15 protein-coding genes are annotated in these 15,824 nt (G+C 68.7%); 5 read left to right on the top strand and 10 right to left on the bottom strand.

Going from position 1 to position 15,824, the window contains the following annotated elements; all coding sequences use genetic code 11:
• Window positions 1–73 precede the first annotated feature (73 nt).
• Window positions 74–1,285: a pyridoxal phosphate-dependent aminotransferase gene (locus tag ACZ4WS_RS06460; protein ID WP_467977722.1), complete on the top strand. Its 1,212-nt coding sequence runs from the start codon at window positions 74–76 to the stop codon at window positions 1,283–1,285.
• Between the two features lie 103 nt (window positions 1,286–1,388).
• Window positions 1,389–1,811 (top strand): SCO4983 family protein, encoded by a 423-nt coding sequence (locus ACZ4WS_RS06455; RefSeq protein ID WP_467977720.1) that lies wholly within the window; start codon window positions 1,389–1,391, stop codon window positions 1,809–1,811.
• A gap of 146 nt (window positions 1,812–1,957) precedes the next feature.
• On the opposite strand, the gene ACZ4WS_RS06450 is transcribed toward ACZ4WS_RS06455, so the two are convergent.
• From ACZ4WS_RS06450 to ACZ4WS_RS06425, 6 genes are all read right to left on the bottom strand, one after another.
• Window positions 1,958–3,118: a hypothetical protein gene (locus tag ACZ4WS_RS06450; RefSeq protein WP_467977719.1), complete on the bottom strand. Its 1,161-nt coding sequence runs from the start codon at window positions 3,116–3,118 to the stop codon at window positions 1,958–1,960.
• Window positions 3,115–3,912 carry a PP2C family serine/threonine-protein phosphatase gene (locus ACZ4WS_RS06445; RefSeq protein ID WP_467977717.1) on the bottom strand — a complete coding sequence of 266 codons (798 nt, stop codon included), beginning with the start codon at window positions 3,910–3,912 and terminating at the stop codon, window positions 3,115–3,117. Before ACZ4WS_RS06445 ends, ACZ4WS_RS06450 begins: the two co-directional genes overlap by 4 nt.
• Before the next feature lie 27 nt (window positions 3,913–3,939).
• On the bottom strand, window positions 3,940–4,701 hold the full coding sequence (locus tag ACZ4WS_RS06440; RefSeq protein WP_467977716.1) for a vWA domain-containing protein: 762 nt from the start codon (window positions 4,699–4,701) through the stop codon (window positions 3,940–3,942).
• 33 nt (window positions 4,702–4,734) lie between these two features.
• On the bottom strand, window positions 4,735–5,814 hold the full coding sequence (locus tag ACZ4WS_RS06435; protein WP_467977714.1) for a hypothetical protein: 1,080 nt from the start codon (window positions 5,812–5,814) through the stop codon (window positions 4,735–4,737).
• A 118-nt stretch (window positions 5,815–5,932) separates the two neighbouring features.
• Complete coding sequence (locus ACZ4WS_RS06430) at window positions 5,933–6,397, bottom strand: hypothetical protein (RefSeq protein ID WP_467977712.1); 465 nt, start codon at window positions 6,395–6,397, stop codon at window positions 5,933–5,935.
• Entirely contained in the window at window positions 6,384–7,370 is a 987-nt protein-coding gene (locus ACZ4WS_RS06425) for a serine/threonine-protein kinase (RefSeq protein ID WP_467977710.1), read from the bottom strand. Before ACZ4WS_RS06425 ends, ACZ4WS_RS06430 begins: the two co-directional genes overlap by 14 nt.
• Before the next feature lie 498 nt (window positions 7,371–7,868).
• Between ACZ4WS_RS06425 and ACZ4WS_RS06420 the strand changes: the two genes are divergently transcribed.
• Both ACZ4WS_RS06420 and ACZ4WS_RS06415 read left to right on the top strand, forming a co-directional pair.
• Window positions 7,869–8,492, top strand: a complete 624-nt coding sequence (locus ACZ4WS_RS06420; RefSeq protein ID WP_467977708.1) for a tetratricopeptide repeat protein — start codon at window positions 7,869–7,871, stop codon at window positions 8,490–8,492.
• Window positions 8,489–9,763, top strand: a complete 1,275-nt coding sequence (locus tag ACZ4WS_RS06415) for a glycosyltransferase (protein ID WP_467977706.1) — start codon at window positions 8,489–8,491, stop codon at window positions 9,761–9,763. Before ACZ4WS_RS06420 ends, ACZ4WS_RS06415 begins: the two co-directional genes overlap by 4 nt.
• A gap of 117 nt (window positions 9,764–9,880) precedes the next feature.
• Here ACZ4WS_RS06415 and rfbD read toward each other — a convergent pair whose 3' ends face one another.
• The 4 genes from rfbD to ACZ4WS_RS06395 all read right to left on the bottom strand — a co-directional run bounded on the left by rfbD (window position 9,881) and on the right by ACZ4WS_RS06395 (window position 13,726).
• Window positions 9,881–10,798, bottom strand: coding sequence for a dTDP-4-dehydrorhamnose reductase (rfbD, locus tag ACZ4WS_RS06410; protein ID WP_467977704.1), 918 nt, complete (start codon window positions 10,796–10,798; stop codon window positions 9,881–9,883).
• Window positions 10,795–11,769, bottom strand: a complete 975-nt coding sequence (gene rfbB / locus ACZ4WS_RS06405) for a dTDP-glucose 4,6-dehydratase (RefSeq protein WP_467977702.1) — start codon at window positions 11,767–11,769, stop codon at window positions 10,795–10,797. The genes rfbD and rfbB overlap by 4 nt, the downstream gene beginning before the upstream one ends.
• Window positions 11,770–12,045: 276 nt before the next feature.
• Window positions 12,046–12,708, bottom strand: a complete 663-nt coding sequence (locus ACZ4WS_RS06400) for a hypothetical protein (protein WP_467977700.1) — start codon at window positions 12,706–12,708, stop codon at window positions 12,046–12,048.
• A gap of 418 nt (window positions 12,709–13,126) precedes the next feature.
• Entirely contained in the window at window positions 13,127–13,726 is a 600-nt protein-coding gene (locus ACZ4WS_RS06395; RefSeq protein WP_467977698.1) for a dTDP-4-dehydrorhamnose 3,5-epimerase family protein, read from the bottom strand.
• Window positions 13,727–14,116: 390 nt separating this feature from the next.
• Here ACZ4WS_RS06395 and ACZ4WS_RS06390 point away from each other — a divergent pair, with 390 nt between their 5' ends.
• Window positions 14,117–15,574: a DUF2079 domain-containing protein gene (locus tag ACZ4WS_RS06390; RefSeq protein ID WP_467977696.1), complete on the top strand. Its 1,458-nt coding sequence runs from the start codon at window positions 14,117–14,119 to the stop codon at window positions 15,572–15,574.
• The last annotated feature ends 250 nt before the right edge of the window (window positions 15,575–15,824 follow it).

The raw sequence follows: 15,824 nt of genomic DNA, 5'->3' as shown, positions 1-15,824 counted from the left end.
GGCCCAAAGCGTCACGTCTCACGTGGTGAAAAACACCCCCCGCCGAGCGTTACACGGCCGTAAGCTCACGGACATGCAGGTGATCCAGTCCACGAAGCTTGCCAACGTCTGTTACGAGATCCGGGGCCCGGTGCTCGAGGAGGCGATGCGGCTCGAAGCGGCAGGTCATCGCATCCTCAAGCTGAACACCGGAAACCCGGCCTCCTTCGGCTTCGAGTGCCCGCCCGAGATCCTCGAGGACATCCTCCGCAACGTCTCCTCGGCGCACGGATACGGCGACGCGAAGGGCCTGCTCGCGGCGCGCCGCGCGGTCGTCATGCACAACCAGACCCTCGGCATCGAGACGGACGTCGAGCACGTCTTCATCGGCAACGGCGTGTCCGAGCTGATCGTGATGGCGATGCAGGCGCTGCTCGACGACGGCGACGAGGTACTCGTACCGGCGCCGGACTACCCGCTGTGGACCGCCGCCGTGTCCCTGTCCGGCGGTACGGCCGTGCACTACCACTGCGACGAGCAGTCCGACTGGATGCCCGACCTCGCGGACGTGGAGCGGAAGGTCACCGACCGCACCAAGGCGATCGTGATCATCAACCCGAACAATCCGACGGGTGCGGTGTACGACGAGGCGATGCTGCGCGGGCTGACCGACATCGCCCGCCGCCACAACCTCCTGGTCTGCTCGGACGAGATCTACGACAAGATCCTCTACGACGGCGCCACGCACACCTCCACCGCCTCGATCGCCCCCGACCTGCTCACCCTCACCTTCAACGGCATGTCGAAGGCGTACCGGGTGGCGGGATACCGGGTCGGCTGGATGTCGATCTCGGGTCCCCGGGCGCACGCGGAGTCGTACATCGAGGGGCTGACGATCCTCGCGAACATGCGGCTGTGCGCGAACATGCCGGGCCAGCACGGTGTGGTGGCGGCGCTCAGCGGCCGCCAGACAATCAATGAACTGGTGCTTCCGGGCGGTCGCCTGAAGGAGCAGCGGGACGCGGCGTACGAGCTGCTGACACAGATCCCGGGGGTGACGTGCGTGAAGCCGAAGGGCGCGCTGTATCTGTTCCCCCGCCTCGACCCGAAGATCTTCAAGATCAAGGACGACCGGCAGATGGTCCTGGACCTGCTGCGCCGCGAGAAGATCATGGTCGTCCAGGGGACGGGCTTCAACTGGACGGAGCCCGACCACTTCCGCGTGGTGACGCTGCCGACCGTGGGGGATCTGACGTCGGCGATCACCCGCATCGGGAACTTCCTGGACGGATACAGCCAGCCGTGACGCTCACACTGTGTACCCGCCCCGACGAATTCCGCGACCTGGCTCAACTTTAGACGAAATCCAAGCTAGGATGGTTTCCTGTCAGAGCACAGGAGGCCATCCCATGTACGAACCGATCCGCACCAAGTCGGTCCACACGATGGCCGGCACCACCTCCGACTTCCCCCACCGGTCGCGCGAGGAGGAGCTGGACATCCAACTCGCCGGTCACCTCGCGGCTCTGCTCGCGGTGACCGACGAGATCCGTACGATCGCGCCGTCCGGTGACCTGGACGCGGCGACCGAGCGGCTCGCCGAGCAGGTGGCCCGGCTGCGGCGCGGGGTGCCGCCCGTACGGTCGTCGGTGGCCGCCGCCGGCAGCCACACACCGCATGTCGCGGCGCTCCACCAGCGTGCGCACGCCCTCGCCGGACGCGCCCTCGTCGTCGCGGCGTCCCGCGCGGACACGGCAGCCGCGATTCTGGCGGCCGAGCGGATGGACGCCCACGCGTCCGCCGTGGACCCGCGCGAGCTCGCGGCCCACTGAGCCCAGGGGCTCCCCCCATACGGCCCCGGTCCGCGCGCACCCTCAGCGTCGTGCGGACCGGGCGCCACAGCACGGCGTTCGCTTCGGCCGTGGTGGTGCCTGCCGTCGGCTGTGCTCCGGAGGACGGGCCACTCCCCCTCGATCCGTCAGCCGCCCAGCTGCGACAAAAGCAGCACCACCAGCACCACGACAGCCAGCACGGCCAGCACCTTCAGGACGCCGAACCGTGAACCCGACGGCTTCGCCTGCGGAGCGTCCGGGAGCGGAGCCGGTACCGGACCGTTGAACACGTCGTGACCTGTCACCGCCGCCCGCGTGCACCACGGGCAGGACGGGAGATGGGAGCCGTACGCGTGCAGTGGGCGGTTCTGGCAGACCCGCACCAGGGAGCGCTCCTTGTTCAAAGCGCGCAGCCACGCCTCCGCCGGAGGGCGCGCGGCGGGGGCCTGCACGCCGGGGCCGAAGGCGGCGCGTGCCAGGGTGAGCAGTTCGGGGGGCAGCACGGAGGGGTCGATGGTGCCGCGCGGGATGACGACCCGCTCGGGGCGTACGACGTAGGAGCAGCTGGCGGCGATGTTGTCCTTGACGGTCGACTCGGAGGCGCTGTCGTGCGGGACGCCGCCGAAGGGGTGGTTTCCGGCCGTCAGCAGCTGATAGACGAGGACCGCGAGGGCGAAGTCGTCGGTGGCGCGGGTGGCGGGGCCGCCGGCCTGGCGCTCGGGGGACGAGTAGTCGGTGGTGTGCATCAGGCAGGGGAAGAGTTCTCCGGTCACCGGGTCGTTGAAGGCGATGGAGTCGCAGTCGAGGAAGGTGACGAAGCCGTTCGCGTCGACCACCACGTTGCTGCTGGAGAAGTCGCCGATGACGAGGTCGTCGTAGTGCATACGGGCGGTCATGAAGGCGAGGTTCCAGGCGACGCCGAGCAGAAAGCGCCAGTCGGCCCGCTCGGGGAAGAGCTTGAGGCGCTGGACGCGGGTGAACAGGCCGATCAGCTGGACGTGTTGGGGTTCGCCGAAGCGGCGCATGGCATAACCGAGGAACTCTCCCTGGGGGCCGCGGGCGAGGGCGGTGGGCCAGGCCAGTTCGGGCGGCTGGGAGCGGTCAGTGGGGCGGGCGGCGAGCGGGGACATGGTCAGCATCCGCATCAGCCGCCGTTCCTGTTCCAGGCCCGGTGGTTCGCGGTAGAGCTTGACGACGATCCCGTCGTCGCCGACGACCGGGAAGACGGCGGCCTGGCCGCCGCCCTTCAGCGGCAGCTCCGCGAGGGTGACGGGCTTCCCGTCCAGGAACACGGTGAGGCCGCTCATGGCCGCGCCTTGCGCACGGCCCGCAGCAGGGTCTTGTCGTCGGCGTTCAGGGCGGTGAGGCGGTCCGACCTCAGCAGGGTCGCGAGGCCCTCGTGGGCGTTGTCGGTCACGGTGTCCAGGGAGCGGAACACGGCTTCGGCGAAGGACGTGTTCGGGGACAGCGGGCCGGCCCCGGCACGGGAGAGCGCGGCCTGCGCGAGCCCGTCGGTGGACAGCAGCACCCCGTCGATCCCGTCGTCGGACACACAGTCGGTGTGCACCCAGCGTGCCGCGTCCGGCGAGGTGAGGAAGACCGTCTCGTTGCTGTACTCGCTGGCCGCCCTGGCCTGCGGCAGCAGATGGAACTGCCGCTCGCCGTCCTCCGTACCCGCGCGCAGTACGACGAAGCCGTCGCCCACGGTGAGATGGCCCAGCCAGCCCGGCGCGAGCACCACGACGGTGAGGGTGGTGGCGAAGTCCGCGGCGTCGGGGCCGGTCCGGTCCAGGAACACCTTGCTGACGTCGTGGAAGGCGTTGTCGAGCAGCTCGTGGACGGCCTCGCCGGGCAGGCAGTCCACCGCCGCGGCGGCCCGGCGCGCGAAGTGCTCCGCCGCCAGCTCGACCGCGAGCATCGACCCCTCCTCCGAGCGCGGCCTGCTGCCCGCGCCGTCCGCGACCGCGAGGACCGCGACGGACGCCGACACCGTGTACGTACAGGCGTCCTGGCAGGGCAGTCCCTGGCGGCGGTGGCGGTATCCCTCCACGCTCATGCCGTGGATCCGCCACGGCGACTCACGTTCGTCGACTCCGGTCATCAGTCAGGAATCCCATCCGGTCATCGGTCACGATTCCCAGGCCGGTCGCTGCGTCTTGAACTGGCTGAAGATCTTCTCGAAGACCTCGTCGCCCGCGCCCTTCTGCTCGGCGTTCGCGCTCGCGGACATCATCTGGAGCAGCTCGCGGAACGGGAATCCCTGCAACCGGGCGTTGAACTTCGGGGCGAAGGCCTGGAGCACCTGCTCGCCCATGTCGGTGATGCCGCCGACCCCTATCGCGTACAGCCGGAAGCGGCGGGCGCGCTGCTCGTCGGCGAGGACCGGGATCAACCGGTGCCAGGAGTCGGTGAGACGGCCGGTGCCGTCGGTCGGCAGACCGTCGGTGACCAGGCAGATCTGCGGCCGGTAGTACTGGAGTCCGGAGGCGCGCAGCTCGGCCTTGCGGGCCGCGACGATGTGCATCGACAGCTCCAGCGCCTCCGTCATCAGGGTCACCCCGGCGGCGGTGAGCTGCGGCGGCCGGAACATGTGCGCGGGTACGAAGGGGCTCACCGGGGCACGCGGGGCGAGAAGTTGGGGCCCGCGCCAGGCGACGACGCCCTGGCCGCCGAAGGTGACGACGGCGACCTCGACGCTGTAGCTGAGACTGACGTCGTCGTGCAGTTCCCGGGTCCACTCCATGAGCGCGTTGTTGAGCGTCTGGATGGGCTGTCCCGCCATGGAGCTGGAGGTGTCGAGGCAGAGCACGAGCGGCAGGCGCTGCGCGTTGTTCTCGAACTCGATGTCGGCGTACTCCGCCGGCAGCGTGGGCGGGTATTCGCTGTGCATGGCTTCTCCTGGTGTAGCTGCGCAGTGCGATGGCTATCTGTGACCGGGGCCCTTGGCGTGCCGTCCGGTGGTCGGCGGGAACGCGTACAGGACGTCGGAGTCCCGCTCCCGCGCGTCGGTGACGTCGACGAGTCCGCCGGGGGCGGGCGGCGGCCGCCCGGGCTCGGCCCACACCGCCCGGTACAGCACGCTGTCCAGTTCGACATAGCCCTGCGGGTGCAGTTCGGTGCGGACGACGGCGGACCTGGCGGGTCCCGGCACGTTCCCGACCCGCCGCCCGTACTTGGGCGTCTGAGTGACCCTCAGGCGGGTGGTGGTCTCGTCGGGCGTACGGGTGTGCGCGGTGGCGGAGGACGGTACGGCACCCACGCCCGGTGCGGCGAGGGCGCGGCGGGACAGGGTGCCCACCGCCTGGGAGGACCTGCGGATCAGGAACAGCAGGACGGCGAGCAGGAGGACGAGCAGGGCGCAGAGGACGGCGAGGATCTTTGTGGTGGTGTCCCGGCCCGAGCCGGAGGAGCCGGGGTCGCCGGGCGGAGGGGACGTGGACTCCTTTTCGGACGGGCTCTTGGAGGCGGGTGCCCGGCCGTCGGCGATGGCGTACGCGTGCTGCTTGGAGAGGTCGGTCGCCTGATGCTGGGCGATCAGGTCATGGCCGTTCAGCGGGCCCTTGGCGAGCTGGGCGCACAGGTCCTCGGGGTTCTTGGAGTTCTTGGGGTCGCAGACCGGGAGGCTCGCCAGTTCGTTCACGGCCTCGGGCGTCAACTGGTCGACCGTGGCGTCCGGATCGACGAGACGGGCGCCGGGCTTCGCCAGCAGGAGGAGCGCGGTTCCGCCCGCTCCGGTGTGCCCGCCCTTCGGTATCTCGACCACGAGCTTGGCGCGTTCGCGCCACAGGGTCTGCTCGACGTCCTTGCGCTCCTTCGTACTGCCGTCGAACGGCACCGCGTCGTCCAGGGTGACCCGGACGGTCCCCTCACCGATCCACTGGGACCAGCACTGGAGACGCTCCTTGAAGTCCTTGCCGCACACCTCGCCGGCCGACGCCGCCCCCGCGGGAGCCAGCGCGGCCAGCACTCCGAAAAGCACGGTGAAGTAAAGCGAACGCCGCATGGGCAAACCCCCCGTGGCCTGAAAGGCACACCCCCGTGGCCTTGAAAGGCACTCGCCCATAGTGAGGGCAACCGGCGTGCGCCCGGAAGGGGTTTGGGGCACACGTCGGCTTTCACTTCTACAACTTGAAAACCTGATGGCAGCGGGTGAACATCTGTCGCGCCCGTTCCACCCAATCACTGGCCAGAGCATCGAAATCCGCTTGCGTCATCCGGCAGGTCAGCGGGAGATCGCAGACCCCGGCGAGACAGGGCCGCGGCCCCCGTACGTCCCACACGGACAACATGGGGTTCAACTGTTCGGTATTCCACGCGTTCGCCGCCGCCGCGGCGACGGCCAGTTGATCCTGGCGCAGATAATGGCCGTCGGTCGCAAAGGCGACAAGGAGCCGTTTGGTGGTCATGAATCTCACCGTGACCATCCGTCCCGTTTCCTTGAGATCGAATTGCATGGACACGGAAACGGTGTCGGTCACGGTGTGGTAATTCCGCCGGGCCACCCAGCTCTGCACCAACTGCCGCCAGTGCGTGCCGATTTCGAGGATCTCGTGGCCCCGGCCGGGAAGGGAGTCAGGCGTCGCCACGGCCCACCGCCTCGGCGACCATCGCGTCGGTCAGTCCGGCGTCCAGCAGCGCCTGGGCGTGCAGCAGCAGACAGGAGGGCACGGACACACTCGTCCCCTCCTTGCGGCGGCTGGCCAGCTCATGGGTGCGCACCTTGATGCTGTGGGCCACGGTGGGCGGCGGCCAGGACGTCGACTTCGGCGTCTGCTCCAGCAATTCGGCGAGGAGTTCGCCCAGTGGGGGCCGGTCCTCGGGCCGCTTGGCCAGACAGTGCGCGATCAGCTCCCGCATGGACGCGGGTACGCCGTCGAGTTCGGGCTCGGCGAGGACGACCCGGTTGCGCACCGCCTCCCCGCTGCCGTGCGGCGGGCGCCCGGTCAGGGCGTACACCAGCACCCCGCCGAGGGAGAAGACGTCGCTGGGCGGGCCCACCGGCGCTCCCTTGATCTGCTCGGGCGACATGAAGGGCGGGGTGCCGACGACGACGCCGACCTGGGTGAGGCCGGGTGCGCCGTCGACCCGGGAGATCCCGAAGTCGATGACGCGGGGCCCGTCGGAGGCGAGGAGCACGTTCCCCGGTTTCAGGTCCCGGTGCACCACACGGGCGGCGTGGATGGCCCCCAGCGCCTCGACCAGGCCCGCGCCGAGCCGCCGTACCTGTGGTTCGGGCAGCGGGCCGTCCGTGCGGACGGCCTCGGCGAGCGAGGGGCCGGGCACGTACATCGTGGCCAGCCAGGGCAGTTCGGCCTCGGTGTCGGCGTCGATCACGGCGGCGGTGTACGCGCCGCTCACGACCCGCGCGGCCGCCACCTCGCGCGCGAAACGCTCCCTGAACTCGCCCTCCGCCGCGAGCTCGGGCCGCACCACCTTCACCGCGACCTCGCGCCCGGCGGGCGAACGGCCGAGATACACCCATCCCATCCCGCCCGAGCCGAGCCGCCCCACAATGCGGTACGGCCCGATCTTCATGGGGTCACTGACGGGTGTGCGCACCCCGCTCACCTCATTTCGGGGTTCGTTGCAGGATGTCCCCGAGTGTCCCGCGAATTCCCGGTCGGGGCACGGGTGATGCCGGAAATGGACGCCGGGACTACGTTCGACGCGGTTCGGTACGCGGTGGGCGTCAGCCGCGAGGCTTCGGCCCGCGGGTGGTGCGGCCCAGGCGCCGCGCCAACGCGCGCCACGCGTCCTTGTCGACGGTGAGCAGCGAGTCGAGGTCGGACTCCAACAGGTCGAGCCCCTTCCGGCCGCCGTCCTCATCGGCGTGAGCACCGTGATGGTGGCCTATCAGACGATGAAGGGTGCATTCGGGTGGTCTGCAATTCCCAAGCGCCTGCCGCATGGCAGCTCATCGGGGCGGCCTCGTAACGTCGGCGCAGATGACGGTGGTTCGGATTCCGGTACCGCTGGCAACGCCACGGTCTTTCGCTATAGGCCACCTGAGATCAGCCGCATCCATCCATCCCTCACTATTCCACGAGATGTGACCAAGTGAAACGTACGACATTGTGGGCAGGGCTCGCCGGAACCGTGGCGGTTGCCACCGGGGTGACCGTCTGGGCGTTTCAGTCCCCGTCACTCGCACCGTCGGAGTCCAAGGCCGCGTCAGTAGCCCGGCAGACCGAGCAGGCCAATGAGCTCTTGCAGGACGGCATTCGGCAGCAGGAGCACCAAGACTCCAAGGGGGCGGCCCATACCTACAGCAAGGTGCTGGAACTGAACCCGCGCAACACCTTCGCCTGGTACAACCTGGGGGTCATCGCTCAGCAGGAGGGCCGGACGGCCGATGCCCGTGCGGCCTACGACAAGGCGCTGAAGATCGATCCGAAATTCACGTCGGCTCTCTACAACGAGGCGATTCTGCTGAGTCGCAGCGAGCCCGACCGGGCCATCGGAATCCTGAAGCGTGCCATTGCCGCCAATCCGAAGACGGCCACGGCCTTCCGTCTGCAACTCGGACAGATCCTGGCAGAAAAGGGCCGTGACGACGAGGCCGAGGACCAGTTCCGTCGCGTCGTCGCGGCCAGTCCCGCGCTGCTTTCCCAAGTACCGGAACGATTCCGGGATTCCGTCAGCCCCTCCCCCACATCGAGCCAAGCAGGGAGCACCAGATGACGTCGACCGCGACTCCGAGGTTCTCCGTCTTCACCCCCAGCCACCAGCCCCGATTTCTCGATGAGTGCCTGGCGACCCTGCAGGCGCAGACCTGTTCGGACTGGGAGTGGATCGTCCTGCTCAACAACGGCGCCCGGTGGCGGCCGGAGCGACCCGACGAGAGGGTCCGGGTGGAGATCGCGGACGACCTCCGCGGCGTCGGCGCGGCCAAGCGCAGGGCCTGTGAACTGGCGCGCGGCGAGCTCCTCGTGGAACTCGACCACGACGATCTCCTGGCCAAGGCCTGCCTGACGGAGCTCGGCAAGGCGTTCGACGCGCATCCCGAGGCCGTTTTCGTCTACAGCAACACCGCGCAGATCACCGAGGACGGGAAGCGGGACGACAGCCGTTTCGACGAGACGTGCGGCTGGCAGTACGAGGAGGTGAACGTCGACGGCCGCAAGCTGCTCCAAGTCATCTCCCTGGCGCCGACGCCGCACAACGTCTCCTACATCTGGTACGCGCCCAACCACGTGCGCGCGTTCCGCAAGGAGAGCTACGAGAAGGCCGGCGGGTACGACGCCGCGCGTACGGTCCTGGACGACCAGGACCTGATGTGCCGCCTCTTCCACATCGGCGACTTCCACCACATCAACCGCTGCCTGTACCTCCAGCGGGTGCACCCCGCGAACACCCAGAGCGAGCCGGAGATCAACGGCCACATCCAGCGCGAGACCGTCGCCCTCTACGACAAGTACATCGAGGCCAACGCCCTCGCCTGGACCCAGCGGCGTGGACTGCTCGCGCTGGACCTCGGCGCGGCCCGCCGGAAGCCGCCCGGCTACCTGGGCGTGGACCAGTACCCGGGAGAGGGCGTCGACATCGTCGCCACCCTGCCCGGGAATCTGGATCTGCCCGACGGCTCCGTCGGTTTGATGCGGGCGGTGGAATTCCTCGAGCACGTGCCCGCGAAGGTGCCGCTGATCAACGAGCTGTACCGGCTGCTGGCGCCCGGCGGCATGCTCCTCACCATGACGCCCAGCTCCGACGGCCGCGGCGCGTACCAGAACCCGGCACGCGTCGCCTACTACAACGAAAACTCGTTCTGGTACTACACGGACAACCAGCACCGTGCCTTCGTGCCCGAGATCGAAGCCCGGTTCCAGTCGTCGCGGCTGGTCACCTACTTCCCGACCGAGTGGCACTCCGACAACAACATCTCGTACGTGGTCGCCAACCTCATCGCGATGAAGGACGGCGCCGCGCGGTGCGGCGGACCGCTGCTGGTTTAGGCCCTGTATGCAGAAGGCGCCCGGCGGGACTGTCAAGTTCCGCCGGGCGCTTCCTGCGTTCGCCGGGTGCCTCGTGCTTTCAGGGCCTCTCTCGTCCCGGTCGCGACCTTGGCTTCCTCAGGTCAGCAGGTGTCCGCCGCTCGTGCGCGCCGCGGCGGCCAGAGCGGCGAAGGCGGGCGCCTTCAGGGCCGCGGTCAGCTGGTCGTCCCAGCGGGGCAGTGGCGCGAGGCCGGCCCGCAGCCAGTTGCCGTGACCGAGGACACCAAATGCCGGGCGAGCGGCCGGGCGCGGGAACTTCTCCGAGCCGACCGGGCGGATCCGCTCGGGATCGAGGCCGCTGAGCCGGAAGGTCTCACGCGTCAGGCCGGACCATGTGGTGTGGCCGGCCGCCGTGCCGTGGTAGATGCCCGCCGGTGCCCGACCGGCAAGGGCGGCACGGCCGAGGGCCGCGAGCTGCCGGGCGAGCGCACGGGACCAGGTCGGCTGGCCGTGCTGGTCGGCCACCACATCCAGGGTCTCGCGCCGGGCGGCCAGTTCGAGCATGGTGGCCACGAAATTGGGGCCGTGCGCGCCGTAGAGCCAGGCGGTGCGCACGATGTAGCCGGTGCGCGGCAGCAGTTCGGTGACGGCACGCTCCCCTGCCAGTTTGCTCCGCCCGTACGCGTTGACGGGTCCCGTCGGCGCGTCTTCGGGGTACGGCCGACGGGCGTCGCCCGGGAACACGTAGTCGGTGGAGATGTGCAGCAGAAGGGCGCCGCTGTCCGCGCAGGCGCGTGCGAGGTGGCGGACGCCCGTGCCGTTCACGGCTGTGGCCGCCACCTCGGACTGCTCAGCCCCGTCGACGTCCGTCCAGGCGGCGCAGTTGACGACCACCCGGTGCCCGGTGACGGCCGCGCGCACGGCCGTCGGGTCGGTGATGTCGAGCTGGTCACGGCTCAGCCCCGTCACCGCGGCGTCCGGATCGGCAGCGAGCTCGGCCAGCACATCCTGGCCGAGGAGGCCCTGTGCACCGGTCACCAGCCAGCTCGTGGTCATCGCAGCTCGGCCCTCTCCTTGAGCGACTCCCACCAGGAGCGGTGTGCGCGGTACCAGGCGACCGTGGCCGCCAGGCCTTCCGTGAAGGACACCTGTGGGGCGTAGCCGAGTTGCTCACGGATCTTGCTGTCGTCCAGCGAGTAGCGCAGGTCGTGGCCTTTGCGGTCGGCCACGTACTCGACCCGGTCCCAGCCCGCGCCGACCGCGTCCAGCAGCAGGCCGGTGAGCTTGTGGTTGCTCAACTCGGTCCCCCCGCCGATGTGATAGACCTCCCCGGCCCTGCCGCCGTGCAGGACCAGGTCGATTCCCCGACAGTGGTCGGAGACGTGCAGCCAGTCGCGGAGGTTGCGGCCGTCTCCGTACAGGGGGACCGTGTTCCCGTCGATCAGGTGGGTGATGAAGAGCGGGATGACCTTCTCGGGGAACTGGTACGGCCCGTAGTTGTTGGTGCACCGGGTGACCACCACGTCCAGGCCGTGGGTGCGGTGGTAGGCGAGCGCCAGCAGGTCGGAGCCGGCCTTCGACGCGGAGTACGGGGAGTTCGGCGCCAGGGGCCACCCCTCGGTCCACGAGCCTTCACTGATCGAGCCGTACACCTCGTCGGTGGACACGTGGACGAAGCGGCCGACACCGTGCCGGTGGGCCGCGTCCAGGAGCACCTGGGTGCCCATCACATTGGTGCGGACGAACGGGCCGGCCCCGTGGATCGAACGGTCCACGTGCGACTCGGCGGCGAAATGGACCACCGCGTCCTGGCCCGCCATCGCCTGGTCGACCACATCCGGGTCACAGATGTCGCCCCGGACGAAGGTGTAGCCCGGATGTTCCGCCACCGGTGCCAGATTGGCCTCGACCCCCGAGTAGGTGAGTTTGTCGAGGACGGTGATCCGCACTGTCGGATCCGAGTTCAGCCGTCGGCGGACGTATTCCGAACCGATGAATCCAGCGCCGCCGGTCACAAGGATGCGCATATTTCTCCGAGTTTTCTTGCCGCCCGGCGTTCAGCACCGGGGGTGTGCCTGGTCACCCAAGTATCTGCACCACTTACGCTACTCAGGGCTGCAGCATCTCCCTGGCAGGCAGGACGGGATTCACGCTGGTGTTGTCGATGACGAGCCGGCGCATTCCTCGATTCCGCGGGCGCGTGCGGAATGCGGACGGTGCCCGCGAGGCCGAAGCCTCGGGGCACCGTCGCTCATTCCCGAGTGAAGTTGACGGCCGGTAGGGCACCGCCGCTCACATGGGATTTACGGAACCGGGCTGCAGACCGCGTAGGACTGGATGGTGCTAGTGGACGGGAAGCTGCCGGCGGCCTGCCATCCGTCCCTCGGGCTGCTCTTGAGCGGGATACTCTTGATCGTCATGGAGACGACGTTGGGGGGGCCCTCCAGGTATCCGCCGCCGGTGACGACATCGTTGTCGTCGCAGAGGGCTTCCGACGAGACTTGAGTCCCGCCGCCCAACCCGGCAACCACGGGGCCGGTACGAATGTAGGTGGTAATCGAGCCCACGCCCGATGCACCCTGCGCGCCCGTCGCACCCTGGGCGCCCGTCGCACCCTGAGCACCTGTCGCACCCTGAGCACCCGTCGCACCCTGAGCACCCGAACCCGCCGCACCCTGGGCGCCCGTCGCACCCTGGAAGCCCCGCGGACCCTGCGCGCCCTGGTAGCCCCGCGGACCCCGCGGACCCTGGGCACCCTGGTACCCCCGCGGACCCTGCTTGCCGTCCTTGCCGCGCGGCCCCTGGTCACCACCACCGGCGACACTCCTGACGCCGTTCGGGCCGGGCAGCCCCGCGCTGACGTCGGCGCCGGACCTGTGGATCGCGTCGGCGATGGCCGTCGTGCTCGGGACGACGTTGAGCGCTACGGCAAGCGCACCCGCCGTCACCAGAGTGGCGGACCTCACGCGGGAACTTCGGATCGTTCTACGGCTCACCAGAGAACCTCTCTTACGAACTTGGAGTGACCACATCGCAAGCGTGCGCACTCAGCGCGCTTTATCCGCAAGCGAGTCGCGTCGCCTTCGGCTACGGACAACTCCATCCTTAACCCCCGGGAATTGAATGATTACGATTCGGCACGTGTCGTAGGCGAACATCACCCGGGCGGCCTCAACGCACTTTCTCCGCGCCTTCCTCACCGTTTCCTTTACGGGGCGGACGGGTGCCGATTCCGGCGTCGTACCGACTTTCAAGGCGCGATGTCACGGAAGCTGACGTTTCGAAAGGGCCCGGCCTCGCTGCGGCTGCTGAGCGATGGCCGCGCGGCTGCGGGCTCCCCAGAGCCCCGCCGCAAGGGCGGGGCTCTGCCGAAGAGCGGCCCTCTCAGGCGCTGCTCACGAGACTTCTGCGATACGCACTGCAGTCCTCGAAGGAGGGCAGCAGACCTTGCCGCTCGGCTTCCTCCAGCGTGGGCGCCGCGGCGTCCTTGTCGGAAAGGCGCGGTGCGAGGTCCTCGGGCCAGGCAATGGCCAACGTGGTGTCGAGCGGGTTGATCCCGTGCTCGCGCTGCGGCGCGTATCCCTGCGAGCACAGATAGACGACCGTGGAGTTGTCCTCCAGCGCCATGAAGGCGTGGCCCAGCCCTTCCGAGAGATAGACACAGCGGTGCGTCGTGTCATCGAGCTGAACCGCCTCCCATTTCCCGAAACTCGGGGAGCCGGTGCGGATGTCGACCACCACGTCGAGGACGGCGCCACTGACGCAGGTGACGTACTTGGCCTGGCCCGGCGGGACCGACGCATAGTGGATACCGCGAAGAGTTCCGCGAACGGAGCGGGAGCAGTTGGCCTGCTCGAGTTGGAGCCCCTGGCCGATGGAATCGTGGAACCTGTCGCTCTTGAACCACTCGTGGAATCGGCCCCTGCTGTCCGCGAACGCCTTGGGTGTGTCCACCCAGGCCCCTTCGATGCCAAGTGGCCTCACGTGATTGCTTCCTTCCACCAGACAACTCTCTTTGCCGATCACTACGTCCGTGTCATCGGGACATCCGCCGCGGGACTTTAGGCCGTACGGCAGCAGCTGTGCCTGACGGCCACCGCCGCCAGGCAATAGCACCTTCGGAGCGAATCCCGTCAGATGCGCGTTACGGGTGACTGCATCTTCAGACGGAAGGTCACGCGCAGTCACGCCTCCCGGGCGTGCGGCCATTCGGTGGATTCTGACCATACGGGAGTTTGGCCGAGGTCGAATACCGCACGCTGCTGGCATCTTGATGGCCGCCACTCTCGGTTTCCTGAAGGGCTCTCGATGCAGACATCGCCCACCAAAAGCGCAACAGTCCCGACGCAACAACCGCCCTTCCAGAAAGAGGCGATGGCCGACCCACCTCACAAGGGCCGCTTCGACGGCACATGGTGGATCTGGGCCATGGCCGGAGCGCTGTTCGTGATGTACGCGGCGGTGTCGCTCCGTCTCCACCAACGGATGCTCACGAGCAGCTATGACCTGGGAATCTTCGAACAGGTCGTCCGCTCGTACGCGGAAGGACACTTGCCGGTCTCCGAAGTGAAGGGACAGGGCTTTCCCGTCCTTGGGGATCACTTCTCCCCCATCCTGGCACTCGTGGCGCCTTTCTACCGGGTGTGGCGAGGAGCGGAAACGCTCCTCGTCGTGCAGGCCGCGCTCCTCGCCGTGAGCGTCGTCCCTCTGGCTCTTTGGGCGCGCCGAACCCTGGGCGGCCCGGCCGGCGCGGTGATCGGTGCCTGCTACGGGCTCTCCTGGGGAATCGCAAGTGGGGTCGGCTACGACTTCCACGAAGTGGCCTTCGCTGTTCCGCTCCTGGCGTTCTCGCTCGCCGCCCTCGGGAATGACCGGCTGACCGCCGCGGCGTGCTGGGCTCTGCCCCTGCTGTTCGTGAAGGAAGACCTCGGACTCACGGTTCTCGTCATCGGTCACGTGATCGCCCGGCGGGGCGACCGCGGGCTCGGAATGTTCACGGCTACAGCCGGCCTCTGCGGGACGGTGCTGGCGCTGTTCGTGGTTCTGCCGGCCTTCAACCCGAGTGGGTCCTTCGCCTATTGGTCCCTGGTCGAGGACGGTTCTGGAGCACCTGGAGTCGACGGTGGCAGTGCAGGCAGTCTGCTGGATCTGCTCCACCAGGGCACGATCGGTCTGATCACTCCCCAGGCCAAGGTGTCGACACTCCTACTCGTGCTGGCTCCCACCGTGTTCCTTGCGATGCGGTCCCCGCTGCTGTGGGTCGGTCTGCCGACTCTGGTGTGGCGCTTCACGTCGAGCAACAGCCTGCACTGGGGGACCAGCTTCCACTACTCGCTCGTCCTGATGCCGATCGTCTTCGCGGCCTTCATCGACGCCCTGGTGCGACGTGGGACGAGCGGGAGCAGTCTGCGCCGTTACCTCGCGGGCTCCTCCGCGATCACCCTCATGGTCCTTCCGAACTTCGCTTTGTTCCCACTGGTCCAGCCGGACACCTGGCGGACCGACCCACGCGTCGCCGTCGCCCATCGTCTGATGGACAAGATCCCCGACGGCGCCAGGGTCCAGGTATCCAACGAGCTGGCACCCCAGCTCACCAACCGTACGAGCGTCAGCCTCTACGGCTCGCCGGGCAGCCGCCCCAACCCTCAGTGGATCATGGTGGACACGTGGGTGCCGGCCGGCGCACGAGGGTGGCCGGGCGAGCCGCTGAGCGCTCAAGCAGAACAGTCGCAGTTGGAGGAAAACCGCCGTGCGGGGTACGACCTGGTGGCGGCGCAGGACGGCTTCGTGCTGCTGCACCACCGAGAGGTGACGCCGCACCGCCGGAGCTGATCGGGCATCAAAGGCATTCGGCAGGGCGCCTGTCTGGACCGGGTCTCCGAGGTGCCGACGGTAGCCGCCGTCCACCCGCAGCTTGCGCAGGGTGGGATGGGTGGCGGCGACCTGGCCTCGACCATATGAACGCCGGCGGCCGAGTCCTGCACGCCGGCTGCGGTGACCAGCACTGCCGGCAGCACGCCGGTGAGCTGGACGAACACGACGTCCTTCGGCCACTTCGCGAAGTACCCGTACACGGTCTCCG

The organism is Streptomyces sp. NPDC029292 (assembly GCF_055569295.1).
Note: the sequence above shows the minus strand (reverse complement) of the source record. Positions and strands in the feature narration are given on the sequence as shown.